Here is a 26,544-nt window from a genome sequence, read left to right on the forward strand (position 1 = left end):
GGAAACAGACCACACTCTGGCAGATTGCCAACCGCGATCAGGATGCCGAGACTGTGCACGGCACCCAGAAGCCGGTCGAATGCATGCGCCGGCCGGTCCTCAACAATTCCGATCCCGGACAGGCGGTCTACGAGCCGTTCATGGGATCGGGCACGACGCTGATTGCTGCCGAGACCACCAATCGGATCTGCCTCGGGGTCGAGCTCAACCCGGCCTATGTCGATGTCGCGGTTGAGCGCTGGCAGGCCTTCACCGGAAAGGCTGCGGTGCATGAGGCAACCGGCTCTACCTGGGCCGAACTGAAGGCGGAGAGGATCGGAACGGACACCTGACGCCGGGTTCCCGGTCGCGGAATGGCCCCTTCGCCGTCATAGTCAGGAAAGGTTTCTGATGCGATAATCGCGCCGCAACGAGGGAACCGCAGGCACATGCGCCGCAGGCAGGACAACCGACCGATCAGATCGCAGCGCGACTGGCGCCGAATGGCGAAGGAACACGAGAAGGCGCGGCGCCGGAACAATCGACCTTCGCAAAGCTGGCTCACCCGTATGAACCGCCGCTACCCGATGGCGATTCTGATCATCCCGGTCGCGGCATTCCTGCTCTGGATGGCCGCGTTCGGATCGGACAGGTACCCGGAGTTGTTTCCTGGCTTCCTTCGGGAAACCGGCAACAGCGCATCTTCCCCGACGCCGCGCGTGCTTCGTGGTGGCGACGCGCTCAACAACCGGACGGCCACCGCGCCGCAGACCTCGGGCGGTCGCAACCTGTCCGGTCGGGTCAGCCATGTCCGGGATGGCGACACGATCGAGGTGACCGGCACGCCGATCCGGATCGCGGCGCTCGACTGTGCCGAGAAGGGAACCGCGCAGGGCAATGCCGCAACCCGGCGAATGAAGCAGCTGGTTTCCGGCAAACGTCTCGACTGCGCGCTCACCGGGCGGCGCAGCTACGATCGTTGGATCGGCTCCTGCCGGCTGGATGATGGCCGCGATATCGCAGCCATCATGATTTCCGAGGGTGCCTGCCGGCGCTGGCGGTGAGTCACGCGCCAGCGATCCGGTAGACCCTGCCGCGCTCGGGCTCGGCCGTTGCCTCCACGGTCAGCCCGAGCTTCTTGCGCAGCGTGCCGGAGATCGCGCCGCGAACGCTGTGCGCCTGCCAGCCGGTCTCGTCGGAGATCTCGGCGATCGTGGCGCCGCCCGGGGCGGAGAGCATCTCGATCAGCCGGGCCTGCTTTGTGCCGGCGCGCGGCGCGCTGGGCGTGGGTTCGACCGGCTCCGGATTTCGCCGGTCCAGCCGGGTCCGGATCTCGGCCGACGAAAGCCCGATCGCTGCAAGCCCGGCCTCGGTTGCGATCAGAGTTGTGCCATGACTATCGCCGGTCTCCCGCCAGAGCGCCACGCCGCGGGTGATGTTGGCATCGACCTCCTCGAGGAAGCCGAGCTCGGTCATTCTGGTGACGGCTTTCTTCGCCGCGGCACCATGCAGGCCCTTTGGCAGCGGCATGGCAATGGCGTCGTTTCTTGCGGCGGCGAGTTCGAGAATGCGGATTTGGGTGTCGGTAAGGTCGGACATGCTGGGCTCCGTAGAAGCGGGCCCGCGGGATGCAAGCCCTCCTACGAGGCCCGGGCCCGGCCGGCGCATCCCGTTCTGGAACGCGTGCCGGGCTGGCGGGGAAGTATCCTGCCTATTCGGCGCACTCACCCTCGCGGAAGGCGCTGTCGGTGATATCGCGCAGCCGGGCCGCGTAGTGCTGCAGCGTGCCCACATCGCCCCAGCTGACCTCGTCGGGATGAGTGTTGAAATGCTCGTCGCTCAGGGCCTGCAGGCGCCTGAGCATCGTGTCGATCTCGGCCTTGGTGGCGATGAAGGTGCTCAGGGCTTCGGCCTGATTCTGTTGGCGGCGGGTCTTCATAGCTGGCTTCCGATGCAGGTCTGTTCCGTTGCAATCAGAATCGCTCTGTCGCGGAGCGCCATCAACGATAATCGAAGCAATATCATTGCTTTAATCTCTTTGGAGCGATCCATGCAGGGCATGAGTGAACGGGACTACGCCGCGCATGCCGGGCTCTCCCGCGGAGCGATCCAGAAGGCGAAACGCACCGGACGGCTAGCGCTCTTCGCAGATGGCTCGATCGATGCGGCGGCCTCCGATGCCCGCCGCGCGGAGACAACCGATCCCGATCAGCAGAGGCGCTCTGTCGGAGAGTCTGCGCTTTCCGGTCCCGGCGAGAGCAGCTCCTACCTCAAGGCCCGGACGGCGCTCACGGTTTACCAGGCGCAGGAACGGCAGATCGCAATTCAGAAGAAGAAGGGCGCGCTGGTCGACCGCGCCCGGGCCGAGGCGCTGGTGTTCCGTCTCGCCCGGCAGGAACGCGATGCCTGGGTAACCTGGCCGGCGCGGGTGGCGGCGCTGATCGCGGCGCAGGTCTCGGCCGAGTGCGAGAGCGTCTCCGGTGCATCACTCGCGATCGACACCGCGATCATGCAGAGGGTGCTGGAAGCCCATGTCCGGGAACAACTCGACGCCCTCGCCGAACTCCGGGTCTCGCTCGGGTGACCCCGATGACCTGAGCGGGATCGACCAGGGTTTCGACGGCGCCGACGACATCCTGCGGTCCTGGCGTCGTGGCCTGCGGCCCGATCCGGATCTCACGGTTTCCGAATGGGCCGACCGGCATCGCTGGCTCTCCTCCCGCGCCAGCGCCGAGCCCGGCCGCTACCGCACGGACCGCACGCCCTACCTGCGGGAAATCATGGATGCGCTCTCGCCGAGGCATCCGGCGCAGCGCATCAGCTTCATGAAGGCCGCCCAGGTCGGCGCCACGGAGGCCGGTAACAACTGGGCCGGCTTCGTGATCCACCACGCGCCGGGACCGATGCTGGCGGTGCTGCCGACCGTGGAGATGGCCAAGCGCGCCTCGCGCGGGCGGCTCGATCCGCTCATCGCCGAGAGCCCGGTGCTGCGGGATCGGGTGACACCGGCCCGTTCGCGCGAGGCCGGCAACTCGATGCTCTCAAAAGAGTTTCCGGGTGGCATCCTGGTGCTGACCGGGGCGAACAGCGCCACCGGCCTGCGCTCGATGCCGGCGCGCTATATCTTTCTCGACGAGGTCGATGCCTATCCGGCCTCGGCCGACGAGGAAGGCGATCCGGTCGCGCTCGCCGAGGCGCGGACCACGACCTTCGCGCATCGCCGGAAGGTCTTCATGGTCTCGACACCGACCATCCGCGGCCTCAGCCGGATCGAGCGGGAATACGAGGCGAGCGACCAGCGGCGCTACTTCGTACCCTGTCCGCATTGCGGCCACATGCAGTGGCTGCAGTTCGAACGCCTGCGCTGGGAAAAGGGCCGGCCGGAGACCGCCGCCTATCATTGCGAGGGATGCGAGCAGCCGATTGCCGAGCACCACAAGACCGCCATGCTGGCCTCCGGCGAATGGCGGGCAACCGCGACCTCGGCCGATCCGACGGCCATCGGCTTCCACATCTCGGCGCTCTATTCGCCGGTGGGCTGGAAGTCCTGGGAGCAGATCGCCCGGGAATGGCTGGCCGCCCAGGGTTCGGAAGACATGCTCAGGGCGGCGCGCAACACGCTGCTAGGCGAGACCTGGGTCGAGAGCGGCGAGGCGCCGGAATGGCAGCGGCTGGCAGAACGGCGCGAGCCATGGGACACCGCCGGCCTGCCGAATGGTGTGCTGTTCCTGACCGCCGGCGCCGACGTGCAGAAGGACCGGATCGAGGTCGATATCTGGGGCTGGGGCCGCGGGCTGGAAAGCTGGCTTGTCGATCACATTGTCATCGAGGGTGGGCCGAACCGGGCGGAGGCCTGGGCAGAGCTGACGAAGCTCCTCGGCCGCACCTGGGATCTCGCCAATGGCTCGGTGATGCCGATCGCGAAGCTCGCCATCGATACCGGCTACGAGGCCGCGGCGGTCTATGGCTGGACCCGGGCGCAGGGCTTCGGCCAGGTCGCACCGGTCAAGGGCCTCGAAGGCTTCAACCGGGCGACGCCGGTTTCCGGCCCCACCTTTGTCGACGCCACGATCGGCGGAAGGCGGCTGCGACGCGGCGCCCGGCTTTGGTCGGTCGCCACCTCGACTTTCAAGATCGAGACCTACCGCTTCCTGCGGCTGGAGCGGCCCGACGATGCCGAGCGGGCCGCGGGGATCTGCGACCCACCGGGGACCATGCACCTGCCGGACTGGATCGACAGCGAGTGGATCCGCCAGCTGGTGGCCGAGCAACTGGTCACGGTGCGCAATCGGCGCGGCTACGCCCGGCAGGAATGGCAGAAGATCCGCGAGCGGAATGAGGCGCTGGACACGAGAGTCTACGCCCGGGCTGCCGCCTGGATCATGGGCGCCGATCGCTGGGACGAGGCCACATGGCGCCAGCTCGAGGAACAGGCGGGGACAGAAAGCCGGGTGATCGACACACAACCGAGCCCCGGACCTGCGGAGCAGGATCAACAACCACGCGCCGGCACGCCGGTTACGCCACGGCGACGCCAGCGGGCCTATACGCCGCGCTTCATGAGGGACTGAGATGGAGATCGACAGGATGCGCAGCCTGCTCAGCGCGCTGCAGGAGGCGCGCTACGCAGGCATCCGCTCGGTGAGCTATGACGGCAAGACCATCACCTATGGATCGGATGCCGAGCTGGCCGCCGCCGTCACGGATCTCGAAGCCCGGCTGGCTTCGGCCGAGGGCACACCCCGCCGGCGGCGCTGGGGAACCTTGGCGACCAAGGGGCTCTGAGCGATGGCATTCGACTATGTTCGCCAGCTGCTCACCGCGGTGACCGGTGGATTTGACGCCGCGCAAGGTCACAGGCGGCTGCGTGGCTTCCGGGCCTCCCGGGCGCATGTGAACACGCTGATCGCCGGAGCCGGCGCGACCATCACCGCCCGGGCGCGATGGCTTGCCCGCAACAACGGCTATGCCGCGAATGCCGTCGAATCCTTCGCCAGCAATGTCGTCGGCGACGGGATCAAGCCATCGTCGCGGATCGAGGATGCGGCTCTCAAGGAAGAGGTGCAATCGCTCTGGCTCGCCTGGACCGACGAGGCGGATGCCGAAGGTGTCACCGATTTCTACGGGCTGCAGCGCCGGGCGGCCCGCGAGGTGTATCTCACCGGCGAAGTCTTCCTGCGGATCCGGTCGCGCCGCCCTGAGGACGGCCTGACAGTACCGCTGCAACTGCAGATGCTCCCTTCGGAGATGTTGCCGCTCGATCTCAACCGGGAACTGCCGGGCGCTGGATCAATCCGGCAGGGGATCGAGTTTGACGGGATCGGCCGGCGCGTCGCCTATCACTTCCTGCGCCGGCATCCCGGTGACATGACCGAGCCCGGGCTGGCCGGCGAGACGGTCCGGGTTCCGGCGGAGGATGTGATCCATGTGCTGGACCCAAGCGAGGCCGGACAATTGCGCGGGGTCTCGCGTTTCACCCCGGCGATCGTGAAACTCTTCACGCTGGATCTCTACGACGATGCCGAGTTGGAGCGGAAGAAGACGGCGGCGATGTTCGCGATGTTCATCACCTCGCCGGCGCCGGAGACACCGCTGGAGCCCGCCGAGGAGGATCTTGAGGTCGAACCCGGCCAGGTCGTCCGTCTCGATCCCGGAGAGGATGTCTCGACGCCTGCCACGCCGGATTCCGGCTCGACCTATGAGCCCTTCCAGTACCGGACGCTGCTGCAGATCTCGGCCGCGCTGGGCATTCCCTACGGGTATCTCACCAATGACACCGCGAAGGGCAACTTCTCGAATACGCGGATCTCGCTCGTCGACTTCCGCCGCCGGATCTCGGCCTGGCAACATGGCGTGCTGGTCTACCAGATGTGCCGGGCCGTCTGGACCCGCTGGATGGATCTCTCGGTGCTCTCCGGCGCGCTCGACATCCCGGACTACGATCAGAACCGACGCGCGTATCTCGCCTGCGACTGGCTGCCGACAAAGTGGGACTGGGTCGATCCGATGAAGGATGCCTCGGCCGAGATCCTGCAGATCGAGGCCGGGCTCAAATCCCGCACGCAGGCGCTGTCGGAACGCGGCTACGACGCCGAGCAGGTCGATCGCGAGATCGCCGCTGAGAGAGACCGCGAGCAGGCACTGGGCCTCGACTTCCGACGTCCGGGATCACCGGCGCAGGGGCCGTCAGAAACCGGCAGCGAAGATCAAAACGAAGAGACGGAAACGGACGACAAGCGCTCGCCAGAGGAGAAGGCCTGATGCCTTCAGGATTCGAGCAGTTCGACCCCTGGGATGCGGGCGGCTTTCCTATCGAAAGTCACCAGCGGAACGGCATCCGCCCGATGTGCCGCCGCAGCGATCATCAGGTCGGCAAAGCCGAAGCCCCCATCGCGATACTGGAAGACGGCCCGGCCGGTGTCGTCAGCCTGTTCAACCTCGATCTCGGTGGCCGACAGCAGGCCTTCGAGCGCGCCGGCGACTTCGGCGCGGCTGAAGCCATAGGCGCGCTCGAGCACCCAGACGAGTTCCACCATGACCTCGCGGCTGATGAAGCCGGGATCACTCTGGCGGAGCCCGTTCATGAAGTCCGCGGCGACGCGGGCCTGATCAGGATCGTCCTGGGTCAGGAACCGCACCAGCACATTGGTGTCGATGGCGATCACGCGTCGGAATCCTCAGCGGCGCCACCGGCAATGGCTTCATCCATCTCGTCGAGGCTGACCGGTTTCCGGCCCGGCCGGGCCAACAGGCCGGCAAGCCCGCTGACGGGTTGTACCTTCAGCAGCCGGACCTCGCCGTCGAGGATGACATACCGGACCCGATCGCCACTCGCGAGACCAAGCGCCCGCCGCACGTCCTTCGGCAGGGTCGTCTGGCCCTTCATCGTCACTGTCGATTCCTGCATGGGTGTCGCGCCTTACGTTTGAGCATTTCGCCTTACTATATCGGATTAGGGGCGGAGTTTTCAAGATCCATTGCCCCCAACCACAACGAGCAAGAGCTGATGCACCATCCTCAGATCGCCCAGCGGGTGTTCAACACGCCGCTGCTGGTGGAGCCTGCCAAGGCCGCGGCCTTCCTGACCGGCCTCGGTCCCCGCATTGCCGGACAGGAGATCGCTTTCGCGGGCTTGGGGCTCAATAAGGCCGATGTCGTGCGCGCCGCGGCGCGGGCGCAGGCATCCCTCCTTGCCGGAAATACAACCAGGCAAACCGGAGAACAGCCGGACCGGCCCTATGCGCTCACGGATGGCGTTGCCGTCATCCCCATCGCCGGCACGCTGGTGCATCGCGGTGCCTGGATCGGCCAGTCCTCCGGGCTGACGTCTTACGAGGGGATCGCCACGCAGATCGACACTGCGCTGGGCGACCCGGAGGTCCGGGGCATTGCGCTGGAGATCGACAGCTTCGGCGGAGAGGTCGCCGGCGCCTTTGACCTCGCCGATCGCATCCGCGCGGCCCGGGATGTCAAACCGGTGCAGGCCTTCGTCGCGGACCATGCGCTCTCCGCCGGCTACGCGCTCGCCTCCCAGGCCGACCGGATCGTGCTGTCGCGCACCGGCGCCGTCGGCAGCATCGGCGTGGTGCTGATGCACACTGACATGAGCGGCATGCTGGCGGCAAAAGGCCTCGCGGTCACGCTGGTCTATGCCGGGGCCCACAAGGCCGACGGTAATCCCTATGAGCCGTTGCCCGAACCTGTCCGGGACCGGCTGCAGGCCGAGCTCGAAGACCTGCGGGCCCTTTTTGCCGGGACCGTCGCGGCAGGACGTGGAGACAGGCTGACCAGCGGGGCAGCTCTTGCCACCGAGGCCGCCGTGGTCCGCGGCACAGACGCTGTGACCGCCGGCCTCGCCGATGCCGTTGTCGACCCGCGGAGCGCTTTCGCCGGGTTCGTTTCCGAACTGAACGCGCGCGGGGCCGCAGCCCTCCCGAAACACTCACCACTCACGATCGAATCCCAGCAGGAGACCCCAATGACCGAACAGACTGACGCGGCCCCGTCCGTTGCGGAAACGCCGACTATCGCGGAACTGGCTCCCGCGGCCGAGAATGAGGCGCCGACCGCAGCGGCCCCCGATGCCGACGCCATCCGTGCCGAAGCCGCCGAGGTGGCGCAGATCTGCGCCCAGGCCGGGCGTCTCGGCCTCTCGATCGACGCTGCCGATTCCGTCCGGCGTGGCCTGAAACCCGACGCCCTGCGCACGAAGATCCTTGGAGATCTCGCCGCCGCCGGTGACGCGGCCGGCATCCATGCCGCCGCCCCCGCAGCGACACCGCCCGCGGAAAGCCCGATCGTAGCGGCAGCACGCCGCGCCGCCGGCACCGCCGAGCGCTGAGCTTCTCTCTCACCCCGGAGACTGATCCATGAGTCCTCTCATCCAGCCGCCCTCGATGGGCGACGCCCTCAAATACGAGGTCAATCCGAACTACACCCGCGAGACCGTCACCCTGCTGCAGGGCATGGAATATCCCGTGGGCTCGGTCCTCGGCCGCATCACCGCCAGCGGCAAGTACACGCTGGCGACTGATGGCGGTTCCGATGGTGCCGAAACGGCCGTCGGCGTTCTGCTCTATGCCGTTGACACCACGCTGGCCGACGCCACCGGAATCGTGCTGATGCGCGGCCCCGCGATCGTCGCCCGCGAGGGCCTCGCCTTTGACGGCACCGTCGATGACGCGACCAAGATCGCCACCAAGCATTCCGAGCTCGCCGCCGCCGGCATCCTCGTGCGCGACAGCGCCTGATCCATCCCTTCCGGAGCACCCCATGACCATCATCCGCAATCCGTTTGACGCCGGCGGCTATTCGCTGGCGGAGATGACGCAGGCCATCAACATCCTGCCGAACCTCTACACCCGCCTCGCGCAGATCGGCCTATTCGCCTTTGAGGGCGTGACCCAGCGGTCCGTCATCATCGAGCAGATGGAGGGCGTTCTGAACCTGCTGCCGTCCGTCCCGCTCGGTGGCCCGGCCACGGTTGGCACGCGAGAAGGCCGCTCGATGCGCAGCTTCGCGCTGCCCTGGATTCCCCATGACGATGTGATCCTGCCGGCCGACATCCAGGGCACGCCCGCCTTCGGTACGGCGGACACTGCCGATCCGCTGGTGCAAGTGATGAACCGCAAGCTCACGCTGATGCGGCGCAAGCATGCCCAGACCCGGGAATACATGGAGATGAACGCGCTCCGCGGCATCGTGAAGGACGGCGCCGGCACGACGCTCTACAACTACTTCACTGAGTTTGGCCTGACCCAGATCTCGGTCGACTTCCTGCTCGGTACGGCTGGGACCAATGTACAGGGCAAGGTGCGCGAGGTGCTGCGTGCCATGGAGGACAACCTGCTCGGCGAAAGCATGTCCGGTGTCCATGCGCTGGTGAGCCCGGAGTTCTTCGACAAGCTGATCTCCCATGCCAAAACCGAGGAGGCCTACAAGTTCTACGCCGCCACTGGCGCCCAGCCGCTGCGCCAGGACGTGCGCCGCAACTTCCCCTTCGCCGGCATCCTCTTCGAGGAATACACCGGCAGCGTCACGCTCTCGACCAAGGCCACCGAGCGCCTGATCCCGGAAGGTGAAGGCATCGCCTTCCCGCTGGGGACCAGTGACACCTTCACCACCTATGGCGGGCCAGCGAACCTGCTGGAGACCGCCAACACGATCGGCCTGCCGCTTTACGCTCGCCAGCATCTCGACGAGAAGGGCCGCTGGATCGACCTGATGACCGAGGCCTCGATCCTGCCGGTTAACAAGCGCCCGAAACTGGCGATCCGGCTGCATTCGTCGAACTAGGTCCGATGACTGCCTTTGCCGCCGCGCTGGACCGGATCTTCGGTCATGCCGACATGGCCACGGATGCCGTCTGGATCTCCGCGGCCACATCGGAGGAGCGCACGGTCCGGGTCATGCAGAAGGGACCGGACCGGATCACCGGCTTTGGCGATGCCCGGATCCTCTCCGACACGACCACAATCGACGTCCGGGTCGGGGAGCTGCCTGCGCCGCGATCGGGAGACCTGATCATCCTCGGCGCCGACAGTTTCGTGGTTCAGGGAGAACCCATCCGGGATCGCGAGCGGCTGATCTGGACGCTGGATCTGAGGCCGGCATGAAGCTCAAGCTCGAAGTCACACCGGACCTCGTCGCCGCCATGGCAGCCGAGATTGCGGCCGGCGAGAAGGCGGTCACCGCCGCCATGCGCGAGGCTGGCACCGGGCTCAAGACCGCCTGGCGTGGGCAGATCACCGGTGCCGGGCTCGGGCGGCGGCTGGCGAACTCGATCCGGATCCAGACCTACCCGAAGTCGGGTGAAAGCCTGAGTGCCGCGGCACTGGTCTGGTCCAAGGCGCCGGTGATCATTGGCGCCCACGACACCGGCCGGTTCATTCGCTCGAAAGATGGGTTCTGGTTGGCGATCCCGCTCGAAGCGGCGGGAAAGGGCTTCAGGGGCGGTCGGATCACCCCTGGTGAATGGGAACGAAGGCGCGGGCTGCGGCTGCGGTTCGTCTATCGCCGGCGCGGGCCGAGCCTGCTGGTGGCTGACGGGCGGCTGAACACGCGGCGCCTGGGCGTGGCGTCGCGGTCAAAGACCGGTCGCGGGCGGGCCACGGTGCCGGTCTTCCTATTGGTCCCGCAGGTCAGGCTACCGAAGCGGTTGGATCTGGACCGGGATGCCGAGCGGGCGATCGACAGCGTGCCGGGGCTGATCGTGGCAAACTGGGTGGAGGGCAGAATCGGATGAGGGCGGTAATACGCTCACTATGCCGCGTTGAAGTCGAGGATACGCGTCAGAACGATTGTCGCATGTTCGAAGTTCCGCTGCTGATCACGCATTTCATATGCCCATTTGATCCCGTGAAAGAGGTTATTTCGCAAGCGAAAGGCAATGATGAGTAGTGCTTTGGCGATCTCGCCCGGCACGACGTCATCTTCCAACAAAACGGCCTCGACGAGTTCACGTCGGTCGTTCCTTCTGAAGTTCAGCCTCTGAAACTTGTGGTTGGTTCCACCGTCTGACACGTATCTCTGTCGAAAATGCAGTAGAGCATTGGCAAAGGGTTCAGCTGATCTGAAGTTTTGTTCGTTCTGATCGACAAAACGCACGATGGCATTCGCGTTGGCATTTGTCGCAAGAGCTCGCGCCTCGAAGACGCTCCAAACGATAGAAAAGCCGGCTACGGCAGATCGCTCTCCGTCTGAGAGTTCCTGGTAACCCGGTTGAGTTCGTTCAAGCCATTCTTCTGCAAGCATCACGCACCCAAATTCATCCCGTGCACACAATAACCAAGATCTCAGGTTTCTAAAACCAATGCCCACCCACCGCGAAACCATCCTCGCCGCGCTGCATTCGCGGCTCTCGGCGCTGCCCGCCACTGCCCTGCGCGGCGAGGTGCTGCCGGAACGCGTCCCGGCCGACGGCCTGCTGATCCTGCGCGACGGCGAGCCGGGGGAGCCCGAGGTGACGCTGTCGCCGCTCGCCTACCATTACCAGCACCGGGCCGAGATCGAGGCGGTCGTGCAGGGTGCCGAGCGTGACGCGGGCTTCGACACGCTATGCAGCAGCATAAGCACATCGCTCGCGACTGACCGGACGCTGGGCGGGCTCTGCGACTGGGTCGAGGCGGAAGCGCCCCGGCCTGTCGACCTGCCGGTCGAGGGTGCTGCGAGCCTGAAGGCGGCGGTCATACCCGTCATCCTGCACTACACCACCGCCGACCCGCTCGGCTGACCCCACGCACAACAGGAGAACAAGATGGCACGAGCCCAGGGGGCGCGGGCGCAGATGGCGCTTGCGTTCGAGACCGTCTATGGCACGCCGCCCGCGAGCGGCTTCACCAAGATGCCCTTTGCCAGCACGACGCTTGGTGCCGAGCAGCCGCTGCTGAACTCGGAGCTTCTGGGCTATGGGCGCGATCCGCTGGCGCCGATCAAGGACGCGGTGACGGCCGACGGCGATGTCGTCGTGCCGCTCGATGCCGAGGCATTCGGCTTCTGGCTGAAGGCGGCTTTCGGTGCACCGACTACGACCGGCACCGGCCCCTGGACGCATGAGTTTCAGTCCGGCGCCTGGACGCTGCCCAGCCTCTCGATCGAGACCGGAATGCCGGAGGTGCCGCGCTATGCGATGTATTCAGGTTGCGTGCTCGACCAGCTGACCTGGCAGATGCAGCGCTCGGGACTGCTCACTGCAACGGCGCGCCTGGTGGCGCAGGGCGAGACGGTGGACACAGCCACCGCTGCCGGTACGCTCGCCGACCTGGAACTGAATCGCTTCGGCCATTTCAACGGGGCGATCACGCGGAACGGCTCGGCGCTGGGCAACGTGGTCTCGGCCGATATCACCTATGCCAACAATCTCGACCGGATCGAGACGATCCGTGACGATGGGCGCATCGATGGGGCGGACCCGTCCATCGCCGCGCTGACCGGCTCGATCGAGGTGCGCTTCGCCGACAGCACGCTGGTGACCCAGGCGATCAATGGTGAGGCCTGCGAGCTGGAGTTCGGTTACGCACTGCCCTCGGGCGAGAGTTTCACCTTCACCGCGCACGCCGTCTACCTGCCGCGCCCGCGGATCGAGATCTCGGGCCCGCAGGGCGTGCAGGCCACATTCGACTGGCAAGCCGCGCGCGACAGCGTGGTCGGCCGGATGTGCAGCGCCACCCTGATCAACAACACGGAGACGTTCTGATGCTCACGCTCGATCTGACGAATGAACCGCGCTGGCATGACCTTGCCCCCGGCGTCCGGTTGCAGTTGCGCCCGCTGACCACCGCGCTGATGGTGGCGACGCGCAGCGATCCTGACGTCGAGGCTGTACACGAGGAGGCCTCCGACGAGGAGCGCGCGGTGGCCTTCGCAAAGGCGCTGGCCCGGCGGGCGGTGCTCGTCTGGGAAGGTGTCGGCGACGCCGACGGCAATGCCATCGAGCCCAGCTCCGATGCCATCGACGCGCTTCTCGACATCTGGCCGATCTTCGAGGCCTTCCAGCTGACCTACGTCTCGAAGGGCCTGCTACTGGAACAGGAAAAAAACGCCTCCGCGCTCTCGCCGAATGGTCCTTCGGTGGGGGCGACCGATATTGCAGCGCCTGTGCAGGGCACTGCGACGACTGCCCCGCAAGGCTGAACGAACCGCTCACAATGGAAGGTTGGCAGGTCTGGGATCTGGTCGGCCGCCTCGGTGGCCAGCTCCGGGTTCTGCCCGGTGCTGTCATCGGCTGGGATCTGGCCGCCGCGCTTGCACTCGCCGATGCGCTCGGAGTGCCGCCGGTCGCAGCAGCCGAACTGCTGCCCGTCATCGAAGCGGTGATGGTGGCCAAACTCAACGAGCAAATGGATCACGCCAATGGCTGAGAAACGCGTTTCTGTCCGCCTTGCTGCGGTCGGTGGCCGACAAGTGCGCGCCGAGCTGGAAGGTGTCGGCGAGGCCGGTGCCCGGGGTTTCGGACGGTTGTCGCGTGAGATGGAGACTGCGAATGTGCGGATGGCCGGGTTTTCGCGCCGCGTGAAGGTGGCAGCTGCCGCGGCGGTTGCTGCGGCAACAGCGGCCGGTGTCGTCATGGTGCGGTCGGGACTCCAGACCGTCGATGCACAGGCCAAGCTCGCGCAGTCCCTCGGGACCACCGTGGCCTCGATCCAGACGCTGGGGCGCGCGGGCGAGTTGGCCGGTGTCTCCATGTCCGGGATCGAACAGGCGACCAAGGACCTGACCCGCCGTCTGAGCCAGGCAGCGGCCGGAGGCGGACCGGCGGCGCAGGCGCTGGAGCGGCTGGGGCTTTCGGCCTCCGACCTGCTGGAGCTGCCGCTCGACGCACGCGTCGGGGCGATCAACGCCGCAATCGAGGAGTTCGTGCCGGCCGCCGAGCGCGCGGCCGTCGCAGGCCAGCTCTTCGGCGAGGAAGGCTCCATCGCCATATCGCGCATCGACACCGCAACGCTGCGCCAGGCGACCGAGGACGTGCGTGCCTTCGGGGTCGTGGTTTCCGAGCAGGATGCCGACCGGATCGAGCGCACGAACGATGCCATCTCCCGGCTTGGGCTAATCTGGCGGGGCCTGTCGAACCAGCTTGCGGTCGCCGCAGCCCCGGCGCTGGAGGCCGTGGCAGACGCCATGGCGGCGGTGGCCAGTCGAACCGGTCCGCTTGGCCGAGCCATCGCCGGCCTCTTTGACAATATTGGCCGTCTGACCACCTACGCCGCCACTTTTGCCGTGTTTCTGGCCGGGCGCTGGGTCGCCGGGCTTGCCGCGGCAGCGCTCTCCGTCCGCGGCCTCGCCACTGCTCTGGTTGTCCTGCGCGGGGCGCTGATCCGTACCGGGATCGGCGCGCTCATCGTTGGCGCCAGCGATTTGGTTTACCAGTTCACGAAGCTCGCGCAGGGTGCTGGAGGTTTCGGGAAGGCGCTCGAGTTGATGGGCAATGTGGCGAGAGGGGTCTGGGACGGGATCCGCGCCACCACGCTCTCCTTGGTCGACGACTTCCGGGCCGTGCGGGCGGACGTGGAAGCAATCTGGCTGAAGCTGATGGCCTTCCTCTCCCAGAAATGGGCCGACTTCCTCGGCCAGATCGGACCGACCTTCAATGCCGTCGCCGAGGAGATCGGCTCGGAGACCCGGATCGACTGGTTCGGCGCCATGTCCCGCGCCTCGATGCTAGAGCATGGTGCTGCCAATGCCGGATCCCAGGCCGAGAGCTACCGGGCACGGGCTGCCGACACGCGGGCCGGTGCCTTCGACGGCGTCGGCACCGCCATGCAGGCGCTGCGGGATGCGATGACCGGCAGTGACGCGGAGGGCGAGGCTGCCATCGACCAGGCCACCGATGCCGTGGATCGGATGAACGACGCGCTGGACACTTCGGCTCAGGCCGCGCGCGGCGCGGGCGCGGCCGGACGCGCAGCTGGAAGGGAAACCGCCGACGGAGCGGCGAAAGCCGCCACCGGTTGGCAGGCGGCCAACTCGACGCTCAGCGACTATGCCGGCAAGGCCCGCGATATCGGGGCCGATATCGGCCAGAGCCTCGTCGGTGCCTTCCAGTCAGCCGAGAGCGCGGTGGGCGAGTTCGTCAAAACCGGCAAACTCGACTTCCGGGACCTTGTGACCTCGATGATTGCGGATCTGGCCAAGCTCGCAGCGCGGAAGTTCATCCTCGGACCGATCGCCAGCGCGCTGGGCGGGGTGCTGGGCAGTGCCGGCGGTGTGTTCGCCAATGTCCTGCATAGCGGCGGAATGGTCGGTTCGGCGGGATCGTCCCGGATGGTGCCAGCACTCGCCTTTGCCGGTGCCCCGCGCATGCACAGCGGTGGCACGGTCGGACTGCGCCACGACGAGGTGCCGGCGATCCTGCAGCGTGGCGAGCGGGTGCTCTCGCGTCGGGAAGCGCAGGACTACGGCGCTGGCGGCGGAGTGACGATCAACATCAATACCCGCGACGCCGAGAGTTTTCGGCAGTCGCGAACTCAGGTCGCCGCGGACATAGCCCGGGCGGTCTCGCTGGGGCGGAGGGGCATGTGAGTGCGACCCCGCAAGTGGGAACCGGTTACGGGGCCCAGAGCACGAACCACGGAGAGAATCCATGGCATTCCATGAGGTCCGGTTTCCGGACAATATCAGCCGTGGCGCCCGGGGCGGGCCGGAGCGAAGAACGCAGATCGTCGAGCTCGCCTCCGGCGACGAAGAGCGCAATGCCAGCTGGGCCAATTCGCGTCGCCGCTACGACGTGGCCTACGGTATCCGGCGCGCCGATGATCTGGCCGCGGTGGTTGCCTTCTTCGAGGCCCGCAACGGCCGGCTGCACGGCTTCCGCTTCCGGGACTGGGCGGACTACAAATCCTGCCTGCCCTCGCAGAGCCCGGCTCCCACCGATCAGGGGATCGGCACCGGCGATGGCGAGACCTCGGGGTTCCAGCTGCTCAAGACCTACCCGTCCGGGGCACAGGCCTGGAGCCGGTCCATTGCCAGGCCCGTCTCCGGTTCGGTTCAGATCGCGCTCGATGGCGTCGAGCAGGTTTCCGGCTGGTCGGTCGATACGACCTCTGGTCTCGTCACTTTCGATGCGTCACCCGGCGCTGGCGTGCTCGTCACCGCCGGCTTCGAATACGACGTGCCGGTCCGCTTCGACAGCGACACGCTCGATGTGACGCTGGATATCGAGCGACTGGGATCGATCACCTCCATTCCGATCGTGGAGATCCGGCGATGAGTGAAGAGACGGGCTTTATCGCCACCGTGCTGCGCGATCTCACGACCTCGACTGCGGTGATCCTCGCGGCCTGGGGCGCGCTGGGTGGGGCCACCAATGCACTCACGACGAAGATGCATCTGCGGGACGCGCTGCGGCACATCCTGCTCGGCGGGCTGATCGCGGCCGGCATGGGCAGCCTGTCTATGGCCGTCATCACCACCTGGATGGGGCTTCCATCGGCGGCGATCCCGTCCGGCGGCGCGGCTGGCTCGGCGGCCTATCTGGTCGGGGTGTTCGGTCCGGCCTTCATCGAGGTGATCCTCGTACGACTACGTGGCGCGACGGGGGATGGAGATGAATGAGCTGCTCCGCCGCGCAGGTGCCATCCGCTGCGACATCCCCGATCCACGCGAGGCTTTCGGCCACCGTCTCCGCGTCGGTCTGGTGGTCGCGGCATTCATCCTGATCCTCTCACTACTCGGGTAATCCCATGCATATGACGGACCGGGGGCTCATCGCCCTCATCCGGCACGAAGGACTCGTGCCGGGACCTTACCTCGATGTCCGTGACATCTGGACCTTTGGCATCGGACATACCGCAGCGGCTGGCGATCCTGATCCAGCGTCTCTCCCGCGCGGAATGCCGGAGAACCTTGAGGACGGTATCCGCGAGGCCTTCTGCGTGTTCCGGGCCGATATCGCCCGCTATGAGCACGACGTCTGCAATGCCATTGCCGTGTCGGTTGAGCCGCATGAGTTCGATGCGCTGGTCTCGTTTCACTACAACACCGGCGGCATCGCACGGGCAGACCTCACGCGCCGCCTGAACGCGGGCAACCGGGACGCTGCGGCGCAGGCCTTCCTGAACTGGCGGCGACCAGCGGCGATCATCCCGCGCCGGGAGGCGGAGCGGATTCTGTTCCTCGAAGGTCGCTATCCCGCCGGAACCATTCCCGTCTGGTCTGTCGATGCCGGCGGCCGGGTGGATTTCTCGCGCTGTTCGCGACGGCTCACCGAGGCCGAAGCGCTCGCATTCCTGCGACCCGTGCCCGAACCGGCCGGGGTTCTCGCCCGGCTCCGGGCCTTTCTTTCCTTGCTCATCAACAGGAGATGACTATGCGATATGTCCTTCCCGCTTCCCTGACCTGGTGGAGCGGCCTGGCGTCGGTGCTGACCGGCATCGCGGCGCTGGTGCTGCCCGAAGGTGATGCGATATCAGAACTGACCGTCCTGGTTGCGCGACTGGCGAATGCCGGCGATGCCTCTCCCGCCACGCTGATCTTTGTCGGACTGGGTCTCATTGGCTTGCGCGACCGGATTGAGCGCGGGCTGGCCGGAACGCAATGAAGGCGCTGGGCACCGCGCTCCAGGCCCATCTCGACGACGGCACCACGACGCTGGCGTGGTGCTGGCGCATCACCCGCAGCGATGGCGTGGTTCTGGGCTTCACCGATCACGACCGGGATCTTGCCTTCGACGGCACCGGGTTCGAACCGGAGAGCGGCTTTGCCGCCTCAGAAGTGCGTTCTGCCTCGGACCTGTCCGTCGACGCGCAGGATGCGGAGGGCGTGCTGAGCTCGGACCGGATTACAGAGACGGACATCCGTGACGGGCGCTGGGACAATGCCGATGTCGAAGTCTGGCGGGTGAACTGGGCCAACACCAGCCAGCGCGTTCTGATGCGCCGGGGCGCCATCGGCCAGATCCGTCGCGGGCGCCTCGCTTTTGTCGCCGAGGTGCGCTCGCTCGCGCATCTGCTGGGGCAGAATGTCGGGCGCAGCTTTCAGGCGACCTGCGATGCGGTCGTCGGCGATTCCCGCTGCGGGGTGGATCTGGACGATCCTGCTTATCGGAGTGCCGGCGTTGTCACCGGTATCTCACTGGATCGCGCCTTCACCGCTTCCGGCATCGGGAGCTTTGAGGCGGGCTGGTTTACGTTCGGTACGGTGGAATGGACCTCCGGCGCCAATGCTGGCCGGCGGGCAGAGGTTTCCGGCCATGGGCTGGACGGCGGGGATGCATCTGTCAGCCTGCTCGAAGCGCCGGTCCTGCAAATCGCAGAGGGAGATGGCTTCGTCATTCGTGCGGGCTGCGACAAGCGAGTTGCCACCTGCGCAGACCGCTTCGCCAATGCCGTCAACTTCCGGGGCTTTCCGCACATCCCCGGCCAGGACACCATTCTGCGCTACGCCACGAGCGATGGCGGTCACGATGGGAGCGTGTTGTGAGAGCCACCGCCGACCCCGAACGGATCATCGCCACGGCGCGGTCCTGGCTCGGCACGCCCTACCACGATCAGGCAAGCGTCAGGGGCGCAGGCTGCGACTGCCTCGGGCTGGCCCGCGGTGTTTGGCGGGAGGTGGTCGGGCCGGAACCATTTCCGATGCCGCCCTATTCCCGCGACTGGGGCGAGACCGGGACGATCGAGGTGCTGGCTGAGGGTGCGCGGCGCATGATGTCGGAGATTGATCCTGCCGAAGCTGGACCGGGCGCGCTGATCCTGTTCCGCATGCAGCCCCGCGCCATCGCCAAGCATGTCGGCATCCTGACCGGGCCTGATCGTTTCATCCATGCCTATGAGCGACTGGGTGTGATCGAGCAGCCGCTGTCGCCCGCCTGGCGGCGGCGCATTGCCTTCGCTTTCCTGTTTCCGGATCGGAGCTGAGCAATGGCCACCCTCGTCCTCGGCGCGGCCGGTGCTGCCATTGGCGGTTCGATCGGCGGCGCCATTCTTGGTGTCAGTGCTGCCACTATCGGCGGCTTCATCGGCTCGACCATCGGGTCCTACGTGGACAGCTGGATCATTTCCTCTCTCACGCCGGGACAGGACCAGAGTTTCACCGGCCAGCGTCTCGACAGTCTGCGGGTCACGACCTCGACCGAGGGCGCGGTGATCCCGCGCGTCTTCGGCCGGTTGCGGATGGGCACCAATATCATCTGGGCCACCGATTTCCGCGAGAAGAAGAAAACCACCACTCAGGGTGGCGGCGGCAAGGGCGGTGGAGGTGGTGGCGGAACAAAAACCACCACCTACACTTACTTCGCCTCCTTCGCGGTGGCGGTCTGCGAGGGGCCGATCACCGGTGTGGGGCGCATCTGGGCAGATGGCGAGCTGATGGACCTCTCCGGCGTCACCTGGCGCTGGTATCCCGGCGACGAGGTTCAGGAGGCTGATCCTTATATTGCGGCGAAGTCGGGCGCGGAGGCCACGCCGGCCTACCGGGGCACGGCCTATCTGGTGTTCGAGGATCTGGCGCTGGCGGGTTTCGGCAACCGCATCCCTCAGATCAATGTCGAGGTGTTCCGACCTCTGGTCGAGGCGGATACGGCAGAGGGCCTGGTGCGGGCCGTCACCCTGATCCCTGCCTCAGGCGAATTTGTCTATGCCACCGAAGCCATCCGCAAGAGCAACGGCGCCGAGAACCTCAACGCCTCATCGGGCACGACCGACATGGTAGAGGCGCTCGACCGGCTCGAAGCCTCCGCGCCCAATGTCGAAAGCGTCAGCCTTGTGGTCTCGTGGTTCGGCGATGACCTGCGTTGCGGGGAGTGCCGGATCCGGCCGGGCGTCGAGCTCACTTCGAAATCGACCAAACCGAAGTCCTGGCGGGTCAATGGTGTCGCTCGGGACGGGGCGCATCTGGTCAGCCGCGATGATGAGGGCCGTCCGGTCTATGGCGGGACACCGGCGGATTTTTCGGTCGTGCAGGCCATCCAGGAGCTGAAGTCGCGGGGAAAACGGGTCACTCTCTATCCCTTCCTGATGATGGATGTCCCGGCCGACAACACCCTGCCGGATCCGTATTCCGACAACGCTTCCGGGACCGGTCAACCGCCCTTTCCATGGCGCGGCCGGATCACCTGTTCGCCGGCAGTGGGCTATGCCGGCTCGGTCGACAAGACCGCCGCGGCAGCGACGCAGGTCACGGAGTTCTTCGGCGAGGCGGAGGTGTCGGATTTCTCCGTGTCAGGCACCTCTGTCAGCTGGACGGGATCATCGCTCGACAGGGGATTCCGGCGCATGATCCTGCACTACGCGCATCTCTGCGCGGCGGCGGGGGGCGTCGATGCCTTTCTGATCGGCTCGGAAATGCGCGGCCTGACCACCATTCGCGACGGCGCGGCGAGCTACCCGGCCGTGCAGGCGCTCCGCGATCTCGCAACCGACGTGCGCGCCATCCTCGGGCCCTCCACGAAGATAAGCTACGCGGCCGACTGGTCGGAGTATTTCGGCCACCATCCGGACGATGGCTCCGACGACGTGTTTTTCCACCTCGATCCGTTCTGGGCCGATCCGGAGATCGATTTCATCGGCATCGACAACTACATGCCCGTCTCCGACTGGCGTGACGGCTTCGAGCATGCTGATGCACAGGACGGGTGGCCGGCGATCTACGACCGCAGCTACCTGCAATCCAACATCGCCGGCAGTGAGGGGTTCGACTGGTTCTATGCCAGCGCCGCCGACCGCACCGCGCAGCTCCGCACACCAATCAGCGATGGTGCGCACGGCAAGCCATGGGTCTTCCGATACAAAGATCTGCAAGCCTGGTGGTCGAATGCACATTTCGACCGGCCCGACGGGGTTGAGAGCGGGACGCCTACTTCATGGTTGCCGCAATCCAAGCCGATCTGGTTCACCGAGCTCGGCTGTCCCGCCATCGACCGGGGCACCAACCAACCCAACGTGTTCTTCGATCCGAAGTCGTCCGAGAGCTTCACGCCGTATTTCTCGCGGGGCTGGCGGGATGACGCGATCCAGCGAGCGTACCTCGAAGCAACCTGGCTCCACTGGGGCGAGGCCACGAACAATCCGACATCGTCAGTCTATGGCGGACGGATGGTCGAAGTTTCTGAAAGTGCCGCCTGGACCTGGGATGCACGGCCCTATCCCTTCTTTCCGGAGCTGACCGATGTCTGGAGTGATGGCGAGAACTGGCGCCTAGGCCATTGGCTCATCGGCCGGCTCGGATCCGCATCCTTACCAGCACTGGTGCGCCATATCTGCATGCGCGCCGGGCTGTCTGAGGACAGCATCGACGTGTCCGGCCTCTGGGGCGCGGTTGAGGGCTATGCCATCACCTCGATCGAGGCCCCGCGCACTGCGCTCACAACACTTGGGCGGCATTTCGGTTTTGATGCGGTCGAGAGCGAGGGCGTGATCCGTTTCTTCGTGCGAGGGCGGGTCCCGGTCGTGACGCTCACCTTTGAGGACCTGGTGGCCGCCGGCGAAGGCGAGCCTGTCGAGTTGACCCGCGCGCAGGAAACGGAATTGCCGCAGGCCCTGAAATGGAGCATAGCGCGGGCCGATGAGGATTATGACGCGGCGGTGGTCGAGGCGCGCCGGATCACGGTCGACTCTGCACGGATCAGCAGCGAATCCTGGCCCATCGCGGTCCCGCCCGAAGAGGCGGAGCGGCGCTGCCGCCGCGCGCTGATGGAAGCATGGGTCGGGCGTGAAACGGCCACTTTCCAGCTGCCACCGTCGCGTCTCGCGCTGGATCCGGCCGATGTGGTGGAACTCGACCATGATGGGCGGCTGGCCGAGTATCGCCTGACCTCCATCGCCGACAGCGGGGCGCGACTGATCGAGGGGATCCGCCAGGATCGCGAGACAGAAGCGCTGCCGCCCGGCAGCCCGCGCGAGACCTCACCTGATCGCCCGGTGGTGTTCGGGGAGCCGGAAGTTGTCCTTCTCGATCTGCCGCAGATCTCTGAAAACATCCCCGCGCACCGGCCACTGGTCGCGGCCCATGCCATGCCATGGCCGGGGGAGATCGCGGTCTGGCGCTCCGCTGCGGAGGACGGCTTTGAATGGTTGACCGGCATCGACACACCCGCCAACCTGGGTGTTCTCGTGTCCGATCTCTGGTCTGGACCGGTGTCGCGTTTCGACCATGGCAATCAGCTGATCGTCGATCTGAGCTCCGGGACGCTCGAATCCGTTTCGGATCTGGCCCTGTTTTCCGGGGCGAACGCACTGGCCATTGAGTCCGCGCCAGGTGTCTGGGAGATCGTCCAGGCGGGCACGGCGGAGCTTCTGGCAGCGGGGCGCTATCGGCTAACGCGGCTCCTGCGGGGCCAGCGCGGAACCGAGCACGCCATCGGCAATCCAACGCCGGCCGGGGCGCGGGTGGTCGTTCTGGATACGAGCCTAGCGCCGCTTCCCGTCGCGGAGGCGAACCTCGGCATTCCGTGGAACTGGCGCATAGGTCCCGCGAGCCATGCCATCACGGATGATACCTTTGTCGCAGAGACGTTCACGCCCACTGGCGCTGGGCTGCGGCCCTTCTCGGTCGCCCATGTCGAGCAGCCCTGGCGCAGGCCGCGGGCACTCGGCGATCTGACAATCCGTTGGACTCGCCGGTCACGGGCGCTCTCGGCGGACAGCTGGACCGCGTTGGAGGTTCCGCTTGTCGAGGAATTGCAGGCCTTCGAGGTGGAGATCCTTGACGGGGAAAGTGTCAGGCGAACGCTGACCGCCAATACCGCCAGCGCCACCTACACCGCCGCCCAACAGACAGCCGATTGGGATGCACTTCTCGGCACCGGCGACAGCCTCGCCATTCGCATCTATCAGCTCTCCGCGCTCGTCGGGCGCGGGGCGCCAAAGACCGCCACGCTCAATTTCTAGAAAGTTCCGCCCATGTCCGATGCCACCACGAACCTTATGCTGCCATATCTGGTAGCCAGCCAGGCCCAGAAGCATGTTACCCATAACGAGGCGCTGCGGCTGCTGGATGGGCTGGTCCAGATGGCGGTGATTGACCGGGATCTGACCGTGCCGCCAGCATTGCCCGCGGACGGGGACCGCTACATCGTCGGCTCGGGCACCACCGGAGACTGGTCGGGCTGGGATCTGAGCGTTGCGCTCTACGCCGATGGCGTCTGGACCCGCCTCGCGCCGAGGCCGGGCTGGCGCGCATGGGTCGAAGACGAGGGAGTGTTGCTGGTTTGGGATGGTGCGGCCTGGGCGAGCATCCTGTCCACTGAGTTGCAGGACATGGCGCTTCTCGGCATCGGCACCACAGCGGATGCTGCCAACCCGTTCTCCGCGAAGCTCAATTCTGCGCTCTGGACCGCGAAAAGTGTGGCCGAGGGCGGGAGCGGCGATCTCTACTACACCATGAACAAGGAGTCTGCCGGCGACGATCTCGGTCTCACACTACAGACCGGCTACGTGACAAAGGCTCTGATGGGGTTGTTCGGGTCCGACAAGTTCCGACTCGCGGTCTCGGCCGACGGCAGCGCTTTCTTCGACGGGCTGATCGTCGACAACACCACCGGCATCGTCGATCAGCCGCAACTGCCGCGGTTCAAAGGATACACGAACTACGACAACTACGTCAGCGTCGACACCTGGACGAAGATCGGTATCAACAACACCGACTACAACGATCAGGGGGCGTTCGACGCCGTGAACAGCCGTTTCGTTGCACCAGTTGACGGCACGTATCTCTTGGGTGCCTCGCTGCTCTACAAGGTCAATTCCAGCACTTCGTCGCGGATGCGAGGTCGGCTGGTGCTCAATGGCACGACCGAAATTCGGGGATCAATGGGGGAGATCTCCGGTTCGCATGTTTCGGACACAACCGCGCTCTGGTTGCAGACCATGGTGGCGCTCAGCGTCGGAGATACCGTCGAGCTTCAAGGGTATTTTCGGGCGGTAGACGGGTACTTCGCCGCCGAGCATACCTCGTTTTGGGGAACGAAGTTCGGGTGACCATCTTGGAGCCTTGGAATTTCACTAGCAATCGGAAGCGAGGCCCATCGTCGAACACTGACCAGCACGGGAAAGCGCAACGACCTGTCATGGCGGTGCCACTTTGCGCAGCGAGTGCTGAATGCGAACCGAACGCTTGACCGTTCAGTAGCCCTCGCTGTACATCCAAAATTTTCCGATCTGCTGGAGCATCAGCAGGAACCATGGCCGGCGCCAGTTCGATCTCCGAATGATCAGAAAGGCCTACAAGAACACGATGAAAAAACCTCCGGCCAGGTCCGTTCATTACGCGTCTTGCTCCAAACGAAAGATCGGGATGCACGCCCTAAGCCACTCGAAGCAGACAAGGAACAGCGACCATCATGTTCATAGATAGTTCATTTGTTTGGTGATCCAGAACAGGATTTCGGCCAGGATACCGATCGCCCCGGCTTTTTCTGTCAGGACGAGGGCTGTTCCTGAACTGCCAATTGGCAGGTTGGAAAGATTGGTCTCTGCCGGGGAGGCGATCAACACGGGGTATTGCGCACTTCCGCGCAACTCTCTCAGGCTCGGCAATCCGGTACGCGTGTCCAGCGCGCCTTCGGCGGTGCCGGTTGGGAAAGCCGCGATCTGCGAGGTGAACTCGGTGCCCGGCATCGTGCGAAGGGCAATGCGAATGTCGTCCCCGACGGACACATTCCCCCGGCTCGATTGCGGCAGAGCCGCAATGAGGAACCGGTCGTCACGAATGGTGAAGTTGATTGCGCCGCGGATCGTTGTGGCCCGGTTTCCGGGGCGGAGCGTCACACCAGTGACGCGGCCGTCCGCCGGGGCTCGCACGACCGTCTGTTCGAGATTCCAGCGAGCCTGCGCCAGCGCGTTCTCGACCTCAACGACACCGACATCCGTATCGTCGATCTGAGCCGCGATGCGCCTTTCCAGGCTGGCTTTGCGCGCCTCGGCGGCACGAATGCTGGCCTTGAACTGATCGATTGTGGAAACCGCTTCCTGCAACTGGAACGTCGTCGACGCGCCGCGATCTTCCAGCTCGATGATGTCGTCCCGGCGTTGGATCCCGAAGGCAAGCTGGACCTGCAAGGACTCGATCTCGGCTTCCGCCGCCACCAGATCTTCCCGAAGCTGATCGGCCGCCGAAAGCGCCGCCTCCCGCGAGGCTTCCAGCCGCGCGACCTCGGCGGCATAGACCGTGTCGTCGATCCGGAACAACACGTCACCCTCGTTGACGTCGCTGTTCGGCGCGACGGCCACTTCGGTCACCCGGCCGGCCACATTGGGGACGATGTTGGTTACCACACCCTGCACCGACACCGTCCCGGTGGGCGTTGTGTAGGTCAGCGCGCCGATCACCACGAGTGCGATGACAAGAGCACCGGTCCAGACAAGGCCCTTGAACCCGCCGTTCCAGGGCAGCAGCTTCAGCCGGAAGAAGATCAGCCAGACGAGGCCGGCATAAAGTCCAAGGATAATGAGCATCGGTCGTGTCTTTCGGTAAATGGGCGTTTGGGATCGCAAGAGGCCGGGGGCCGTTCCTTAGATGCCCTCTGCGAAATCGAGGCTCTCGGGGAGGAAGGTGTCCTCGATCGTCAGAACGCTGTTGGCAAGCCCCTGGTCGTGGGAATAGCGATACAGCGTCTCGATGGCTTTGCGGTTGGCCTCCATCCCGTAGGGATAGAAATTCTGCCCCATCAGCGCGCGGGTGTTTTCCAGCTCCTGAGAATACCACGGCAGCATATCGGTGGCCCAGGTCAGCCGGTCCTTGGTGCGATAGGCCAGCAACTTTGCCTGCGAATAGGCGTCGAACACGGCGCGCGCCAGCCAGGGATGCTCGGCGGCTGTGTCGCGGCGGATTGCCAGCACATGCATGATCGGGAAGATCCCGGTGCGGCCGAAGTACTCCTGCTCGACAGAACGGAAATCGGGAAACAGCCGCGCGATGCGTTCGTCGCCCTGAAGGTAGGCGGCCGGGGTTGCGGCATGGAACAGGGCGTCGACCTCGCCCGCCAGCAACAGTTCCGACTCGTCCATGCCCGGTGTGCCGGTTGAGACCTTCACACCCTCGGGCAAGCGGTTCTCCTGATCCGAGATATTGCCGGCCTCGCCGGCGGAGCTGTCATCGGTGGCGATCACCCATTCCAGATCGGACGGATTCACTCCGTAGTCTTCCTCGAAAATCCCGCGAATCCAGGTCAGCGAGGTCGAGGAATAGCCCGCCGTGCCGATCCGCCGCCCCTTCAGATCCTCGGGGAGATTAATCCCGGCATCAGTGCGCACAAAGACGCTCTTGTGCCGGAACTGGCGAAGCAGGGGCACGGGCAGCAGGGCATAGTCCCGGAACCCCTCATTGGCATGGGCCAGCATGAAGGGATGCAGGCCAAGCTCGGTGATTTCGTTCTTGCCGGCACCGGTAAAGGCGGCAGTGTTCATGTCGCCGATGGCATCCTGCACAAAGGTCGCCTGCGCGCCTTCGATCTCCACGCTGCCATTGAACAGGGCCTGCGTGCGGTCCAGCAGATAGCTGGACACGGTGATCGGCAGGGCGCCCTGCGCCGTGGCGCGGCTGGCCCGAAGGAATGCTGGCGTTGCCAGAACGGCGGCGCCGGTTTGAAGGAAGTCTCTGCGGATCATCTGTCAGGTCCTTTGAGTGGGTAAAAGC

At 65.7% G+C, this 26,544-nt stretch carries 32 protein-coding genes; 25 read left to right on the forward strand and 7 right to left on the reverse strand.

Translation table 11 applies throughout. The features are described from left to right. Together CLV78_RS11240 and CLV78_RS11245 are read left to right on the forward strand one after the other, a co-directional pair. Positions 1-332, forward strand: a 332-nt coding sequence (locus tag CLV78_RS11240) for a DNA methyltransferase (RefSeq protein ID WP_146136678.1), incomplete at its 5' end; no start/stop codon positions are given. A gap of 150 nt (positions 333-482) precedes the next feature. Further along, positions 483-1,043: a thermonuclease family protein gene (locus tag CLV78_RS11245; protein WP_146136679.1), complete on the forward strand. Its 561-nt coding sequence runs from the start codon at positions 483-485 to the stop codon at positions 1,041-1,043. A 1-nt stretch (position 1,044) separates the two neighbouring features. On the opposite strand, the gene CLV78_RS11250 is transcribed toward CLV78_RS11245, so the two are convergent. Beyond that, positions 1,045-1,578: a DUF3489 domain-containing protein gene (locus CLV78_RS11250; RefSeq protein WP_106204921.1), complete on the reverse strand. Its 534-nt coding sequence runs from the start codon at positions 1,576-1,578 to the stop codon at positions 1,045-1,047. 112 nt (positions 1,579-1,690) lie between these two features. Continuing rightward, positions 1,691-1,918, reverse strand: a complete 228-nt coding sequence (locus CLV78_RS11255; RefSeq protein ID WP_106204922.1) for a hypothetical protein — start codon at positions 1,916-1,918, stop codon at positions 1,691-1,693. Between the two features lie 111 nt (positions 1,919-2,029). Here CLV78_RS11255 and CLV78_RS11260 point away from each other — a divergent pair, with 111 nt between their 5' ends. Genes CLV78_RS11260 through CLV78_RS11275 form a run of 4 tightly spaced genes read left to right on the forward strand, consistent with a single transcriptional unit; the run spans position 2,030 to position 6,240 of the window. After that, on the forward strand, positions 2,030-2,563 hold the full coding sequence (locus CLV78_RS11260; RefSeq protein WP_106204923.1) for a hypothetical protein: 534 nt from the start codon (positions 2,030-2,032) through the stop codon (positions 2,561-2,563). Continuing rightward, positions 2,511-4,550, forward strand: a complete 2,040-nt coding sequence (locus CLV78_RS11265; protein WP_106204924.1) for a phage terminase large subunit family protein — start codon at positions 2,511-2,513, stop codon at positions 4,548-4,550. Before CLV78_RS11260 ends, CLV78_RS11265 begins: the two co-directional genes overlap by 53 nt. Position 4,551: 1 nt before the next feature. Beyond that, the gene (locus CLV78_RS11270) at positions 4,552-4,764 is read left to right on the forward strand and encodes a phage head-tail joining protein (RefSeq protein WP_106204925.1); all 213 of its coding nucleotides are present in this window, start codon (positions 4,552-4,554) and stop codon (positions 4,762-4,764) included. A gap of 3 nt (positions 4,765-4,767) precedes the next feature. Beyond that, positions 4,768-6,240, forward strand: a complete 1,473-nt coding sequence (locus CLV78_RS11275) for a phage portal protein (protein ID WP_106204926.1) — start codon at positions 4,768-4,770, stop codon at positions 6,238-6,240. A gap of 5 nt (positions 6,241-6,245) precedes the next feature. Here CLV78_RS11275 and CLV78_RS11280 read toward each other — a convergent pair whose 3' ends face one another. Both CLV78_RS11280 and CLV78_RS11285 read right to left on the reverse strand, forming a co-directional pair. Further along, positions 6,246-6,644, reverse strand: coding sequence for a type II toxin-antitoxin system VapC family toxin (locus tag CLV78_RS11280; protein ID WP_106204927.1), 399 nt, complete (start codon positions 6,642-6,644; stop codon positions 6,246-6,248). After that, positions 6,641-6,886 (reverse strand): AbrB/MazE/SpoVT family DNA-binding domain-containing protein, encoded by a 246-nt coding sequence (locus CLV78_RS11285; RefSeq protein ID WP_106204928.1) that lies wholly within the window; start codon positions 6,884-6,886, stop codon positions 6,641-6,643. The genes CLV78_RS11280 and CLV78_RS11285 overlap by 4 nt, the downstream gene beginning before the upstream one ends. A 99-nt stretch (positions 6,887-6,985) precedes the next feature. Here CLV78_RS11285 and CLV78_RS11290 point away from each other — a divergent pair, with 99 nt between their 5' ends. The 5 genes from CLV78_RS11290 to CLV78_RS11310 are packed head-to-tail and all read left to right on the forward strand — an operon-like array spanning position 6,986 to position 10,723. Further along, positions 6,986-8,320 carry a S49 family peptidase gene (locus CLV78_RS11290; RefSeq protein WP_106204929.1) on the forward strand — a complete coding sequence of 445 codons (1,335 nt, stop codon included), beginning with the start codon at positions 6,986-6,988 and terminating at the stop codon, positions 8,318-8,320. 28 nt (positions 8,321-8,348) lie between these two features. Next, on the forward strand, positions 8,349-8,729 hold the full coding sequence (locus tag CLV78_RS11295; RefSeq protein ID WP_106204930.1) for a head decoration protein: 381 nt from the start codon (positions 8,349-8,351) through the stop codon (positions 8,727-8,729). 22 nt (positions 8,730-8,751) lie between these two features. Continuing rightward, complete coding sequence (locus CLV78_RS11300) at positions 8,752-9,774, forward strand: major capsid protein (RefSeq protein ID WP_106204931.1); 1,023 nt, start codon at positions 8,752-8,754, stop codon at positions 9,772-9,774. 5 nt (positions 9,775-9,779) lie between these two features. After that, a complete protein-coding gene (locus CLV78_RS11305; RefSeq protein WP_106204932.1) occupies positions 9,780-10,094 on the forward strand; it encodes a head-tail joining protein in 315 nt (104 codons plus the stop codon). Next, on the forward strand, positions 10,091-10,723 hold the full coding sequence (locus tag CLV78_RS11310) for a DUF6441 family protein (RefSeq protein WP_106204933.1): 633 nt from the start codon (positions 10,091-10,093) through the stop codon (positions 10,721-10,723). Before CLV78_RS11305 ends, CLV78_RS11310 begins: the two co-directional genes overlap by 4 nt. Before the next feature lie 17 nt (positions 10,724-10,740). On the opposite strand, the gene CLV78_RS11315 is transcribed toward CLV78_RS11310, so the two are convergent. Next, the gene (locus tag CLV78_RS11315; RefSeq protein WP_106204934.1) at positions 10,741-11,232 is read right to left on the reverse strand and encodes a hypothetical protein; all 492 of its coding nucleotides are present in this window, start codon (positions 11,230-11,232) and stop codon (positions 10,741-10,743) included. 58 nt (positions 11,233-11,290) lie between these two features. Here CLV78_RS11315 and CLV78_RS11320 point away from each other — a divergent pair, with 58 nt between their 5' ends. From CLV78_RS11320 to CLV78_RS11380, 14 genes are all read left to right on the forward strand, one after another. After that, positions 11,291-11,710, forward strand: coding sequence for an acyl-CoA transferase (locus CLV78_RS11320; RefSeq protein ID WP_106204935.1), 420 nt, complete (start codon positions 11,291-11,293; stop codon positions 11,708-11,710). Positions 11,711-11,734: 24 nt separating this feature from the next. Beyond that, positions 11,735-12,673 carry a phage tail tube protein gene (locus tag CLV78_RS11325; RefSeq protein ID WP_106204936.1) on the forward strand — a complete coding sequence of 313 codons (939 nt, stop codon included), beginning with the start codon at positions 11,735-11,737 and terminating at the stop codon, positions 12,671-12,673. Then, positions 12,673-13,110 carry a hypothetical protein gene (locus CLV78_RS11330; protein ID WP_106204937.1) on the forward strand — a complete coding sequence of 146 codons (438 nt, stop codon included), beginning with the start codon at positions 12,673-12,675 and terminating at the stop codon, positions 13,108-13,110. The genes CLV78_RS11325 and CLV78_RS11330 overlap by 1 nt, the downstream gene beginning before the upstream one ends. Positions 13,111-13,124: 14 nt before the next feature. Next, a complete protein-coding gene (locus CLV78_RS11335) occupies positions 13,125-13,337 on the forward strand; it encodes a DUF7697 family protein (RefSeq protein ID WP_106204938.1) in 213 nt (70 codons plus the stop codon). Next, entirely contained in the window at positions 13,330-15,495 is a 2,166-nt protein-coding gene (locus tag CLV78_RS11340) for a phage tail tape measure C-terminal domain-containing protein (RefSeq protein WP_106204939.1), read from the forward strand. Before CLV78_RS11335 ends, CLV78_RS11340 begins: the two co-directional genes overlap by 8 nt. Positions 15,496-15,556: 61 nt before the next feature. Continuing rightward, positions 15,557-16,183: a DUF2460 domain-containing protein gene (locus CLV78_RS11345; RefSeq protein WP_106204940.1), complete on the forward strand. Its 627-nt coding sequence runs from the start codon at positions 15,557-15,559 to the stop codon at positions 16,181-16,183. Then, positions 16,180-16,527 carry a hypothetical protein gene (locus CLV78_RS11350; protein WP_106204941.1) on the forward strand — a complete coding sequence of 116 codons (348 nt, stop codon included), beginning with the start codon at positions 16,180-16,182 and terminating at the stop codon, positions 16,525-16,527. Before CLV78_RS11345 ends, CLV78_RS11350 begins: the two co-directional genes overlap by 4 nt. After that, positions 16,520-16,651 (forward strand): hypothetical protein, encoded by a 132-nt coding sequence (locus CLV78_RS24780; protein WP_281261143.1) that lies wholly within the window; start codon positions 16,520-16,522, stop codon positions 16,649-16,651. Before CLV78_RS11350 ends, CLV78_RS24780 begins: the two co-directional genes overlap by 8 nt. A gap of 4 nt (positions 16,652-16,655) precedes the next feature. Next, a complete protein-coding gene (locus CLV78_RS11355) occupies positions 16,656-17,279 on the forward strand; it encodes a lysozyme (RefSeq protein WP_106204942.1) in 624 nt (207 codons plus the stop codon). Positions 17,280-17,281: 2 nt separating this feature from the next. Then, entirely contained in the window at positions 17,282-17,512 is a 231-nt protein-coding gene (locus tag CLV78_RS11360) for a hypothetical protein (protein WP_106204943.1), read from the forward strand. Continuing rightward, entirely contained in the window at positions 17,509-18,393 is an 885-nt protein-coding gene (locus CLV78_RS11365; RefSeq protein WP_106204944.1) for a DUF2163 domain-containing protein, read from the forward strand. Before CLV78_RS11360 ends, CLV78_RS11365 begins: the two co-directional genes overlap by 4 nt. Further along, positions 18,390-18,830 carry an NlpC/P60 family protein gene (locus CLV78_RS11370; RefSeq protein WP_106204945.1) on the forward strand — a complete coding sequence of 147 codons (441 nt, stop codon included), beginning with the start codon at positions 18,390-18,392 and terminating at the stop codon, positions 18,828-18,830. Before CLV78_RS11365 ends, CLV78_RS11370 begins: the two co-directional genes overlap by 4 nt. 3 nt (positions 18,831-18,833) lie before the next feature. Further along, the gene (locus CLV78_RS11375) at positions 18,834-22,799 is read left to right on the forward strand and encodes a baseplate multidomain protein megatron (protein ID WP_106204946.1); all 3,966 of its coding nucleotides are present in this window, start codon (positions 18,834-18,836) and stop codon (positions 22,797-22,799) included. A 12-nt stretch (positions 22,800-22,811) separates the two neighbouring features. Then, positions 22,812-23,888 (forward strand): DUF2793 domain-containing protein, encoded by a 1,077-nt coding sequence (locus tag CLV78_RS11380; protein ID WP_106204947.1) that lies wholly within the window; start codon positions 22,812-22,814, stop codon positions 23,886-23,888. Positions 23,889-24,254: 366 nt separating this feature from the next. On the opposite strand, the gene CLV78_RS11385 is transcribed toward CLV78_RS11380, so the two are convergent. Together CLV78_RS11385 and CLV78_RS11390 are read right to left on the reverse strand one after the other, a co-directional pair. Then, positions 24,255-25,364, reverse strand: coding sequence for an HlyD family secretion protein (locus tag CLV78_RS11385; RefSeq protein ID WP_106204948.1), 1,110 nt, complete (start codon positions 25,362-25,364; stop codon positions 24,255-24,257). A 57-nt stretch (positions 25,365-25,421) separates the two neighbouring features. Next, complete coding sequence (locus tag CLV78_RS11390) at positions 25,422-26,516, reverse strand: ABC transporter substrate-binding protein (protein WP_106204949.1); 1,095 nt, start codon at positions 26,514-26,516, stop codon at positions 25,422-25,424. Positions 26,517-26,544: the final 28 nt, after the last annotated feature.

The sequence above is a fragment of the Aliiruegeria haliotis genome, from assembly GCF_003003255.1.
GTDB lineage: Bacteria > Pseudomonadota > Alphaproteobacteria > Rhodobacterales > Rhodobacteraceae > Tropicimonas > Tropicimonas haliotis.

What these genes read in the sequence shown, in the direction of transcription:
- CLV78_RS11245 (WP_146136679.1), top strand. Translation starts at nt 483, where the DNA reads ATGGCGAAGGAACACGAGAAGGCGCGGCGCCGGAACAATCGACCTTCG.
- CLV78_RS11250 (WP_106204921.1), bottom strand. Translation starts at nt 1,578, where the DNA reads ATGTCCGACCTTACCGACACCCAAATCCGCATTCTCGAACTCGCCGCC.
- CLV78_RS11255 (WP_106204922.1), bottom strand. Translation starts at nt 1,918, where the DNA reads ATGAAGACCCGCCGCCAACAGAATCAGGCCGAAGCCCTGAGCACCTTC.
- CLV78_RS11260 (WP_106204923.1), top strand. Translation starts at nt 2,030, where the DNA reads ATGCAGGGCATGAGTGAACGGGACTACGCCGCGCATGCCGGGCTCTCC.
- CLV78_RS11265 (WP_106204924.1), top strand. Translation starts at nt 2,511, where the DNA reads ATGTCCGGGAACAACTCGACGCCCTCGCCGAACTCCGGGTCTCGCTCG.
- CLV78_RS11270 (WP_106204925.1), top strand. Translation starts at nt 4,552, where the DNA reads ATGGAGATCGACAGGATGCGCAGCCTGCTCAGCGCGCTGCAGGAGGCG.
- CLV78_RS11275 (WP_106204926.1), top strand. Translation starts at nt 4,768, where the DNA reads ATGGCATTCGACTATGTTCGCCAGCTGCTCACCGCGGTGACCGGTGGA.
- CLV78_RS11285 (WP_106204928.1), bottom strand. Translation starts at nt 6,886, where the DNA reads ATGCAGGAATCGACAGTGACGATGAAGGGCCAGACGACCCTGCCGAAG.
- CLV78_RS11290 (WP_106204929.1), top strand. Translation starts at nt 6,986, where the DNA reads ATGCACCATCCTCAGATCGCCCAGCGGGTGTTCAACACGCCGCTGCTG.
- CLV78_RS11295 (WP_106204930.1), top strand. Translation starts at nt 8,349, where the DNA reads ATGAGTCCTCTCATCCAGCCGCCCTCGATGGGCGACGCCCTCAAATAC.
- CLV78_RS11300 (WP_106204931.1), top strand. Translation starts at nt 8,752, where the DNA reads ATGACCATCATCCGCAATCCGTTTGACGCCGGCGGCTATTCGCTGGCG.
- CLV78_RS11305 (WP_106204932.1), top strand. Translation starts at nt 9,780, where the DNA reads ATGACTGCCTTTGCCGCCGCGCTGGACCGGATCTTCGGTCATGCCGAC.
- CLV78_RS11310 (WP_106204933.1), top strand. Translation starts at nt 10,091, where the DNA reads ATGAAGCTCAAGCTCGAAGTCACACCGGACCTCGTCGCCGCCATGGCA.
- CLV78_RS11315 (WP_106204934.1), bottom strand. Translation starts at nt 11,232, where the DNA reads ATGCTTGCAGAAGAATGGCTTGAACGAACTCAACCGGGTTACCAGGAA.
- CLV78_RS11320 (WP_106204935.1), top strand. Translation starts at nt 11,291, where the DNA reads ATGCCCACCCACCGCGAAACCATCCTCGCCGCGCTGCATTCGCGGCTC.
- CLV78_RS11325 (WP_106204936.1), top strand. Translation starts at nt 11,735, where the DNA reads ATGGCACGAGCCCAGGGGGCGCGGGCGCAGATGGCGCTTGCGTTCGAG.
- CLV78_RS11330 (WP_106204937.1), top strand. Translation starts at nt 12,673, where the DNA reads ATGCTCACGCTCGATCTGACGAATGAACCGCGCTGGCATGACCTTGCC.
- CLV78_RS11335 (WP_106204938.1), top strand. Translation starts at nt 13,125, where the DNA reads ATGGAAGGTTGGCAGGTCTGGGATCTGGTCGGCCGCCTCGGTGGCCAG.
- CLV78_RS11340 (WP_106204939.1), top strand. Translation starts at nt 13,330, where the DNA reads ATGGCTGAGAAACGCGTTTCTGTCCGCCTTGCTGCGGTCGGTGGCCGA.
- CLV78_RS11345 (WP_106204940.1), top strand. Translation starts at nt 15,557, where the DNA reads ATGGCATTCCATGAGGTCCGGTTTCCGGACAATATCAGCCGTGGCGCC.
- CLV78_RS11350 (WP_106204941.1), top strand. Translation starts at nt 16,180, where the DNA reads ATGAGTGAAGAGACGGGCTTTATCGCCACCGTGCTGCGCGATCTCACG.
- CLV78_RS24780 (WP_281261143.1), top strand. Translation starts at nt 16,520, where the DNA reads ATGAATGAGCTGCTCCGCCGCGCAGGTGCCATCCGCTGCGACATCCCC.
- CLV78_RS11355 (WP_106204942.1), top strand. Translation starts at nt 16,656, where the DNA reads ATGCATATGACGGACCGGGGGCTCATCGCCCTCATCCGGCACGAAGGA.
- CLV78_RS11360 (WP_106204943.1), top strand. Translation starts at nt 17,282, where the DNA reads ATGCGATATGTCCTTCCCGCTTCCCTGACCTGGTGGAGCGGCCTGGCG.
- CLV78_RS11365 (WP_106204944.1), top strand. Translation starts at nt 17,509, where the DNA reads ATGAAGGCGCTGGGCACCGCGCTCCAGGCCCATCTCGACGACGGCACC.
- CLV78_RS11375 (WP_106204946.1), top strand. Translation starts at nt 18,834, where the DNA reads ATGGCCACCCTCGTCCTCGGCGCGGCCGGTGCTGCCATTGGCGGTTCG.
- CLV78_RS11380 (WP_106204947.1), top strand. Translation starts at nt 22,812, where the DNA reads ATGTCCGATGCCACCACGAACCTTATGCTGCCATATCTGGTAGCCAGC.
- CLV78_RS11385 (WP_106204948.1), bottom strand. Translation starts at nt 25,364, where the DNA reads ATGCTCATTATCCTTGGACTTTATGCCGGCCTCGTCTGGCTGATCTTC.
- CLV78_RS11390 (WP_106204949.1), bottom strand. Translation starts at nt 26,516, where the DNA reads ATGATCCGCAGAGACTTCCTTCAAACCGGCGCCGCCGTTCTGGCAACG.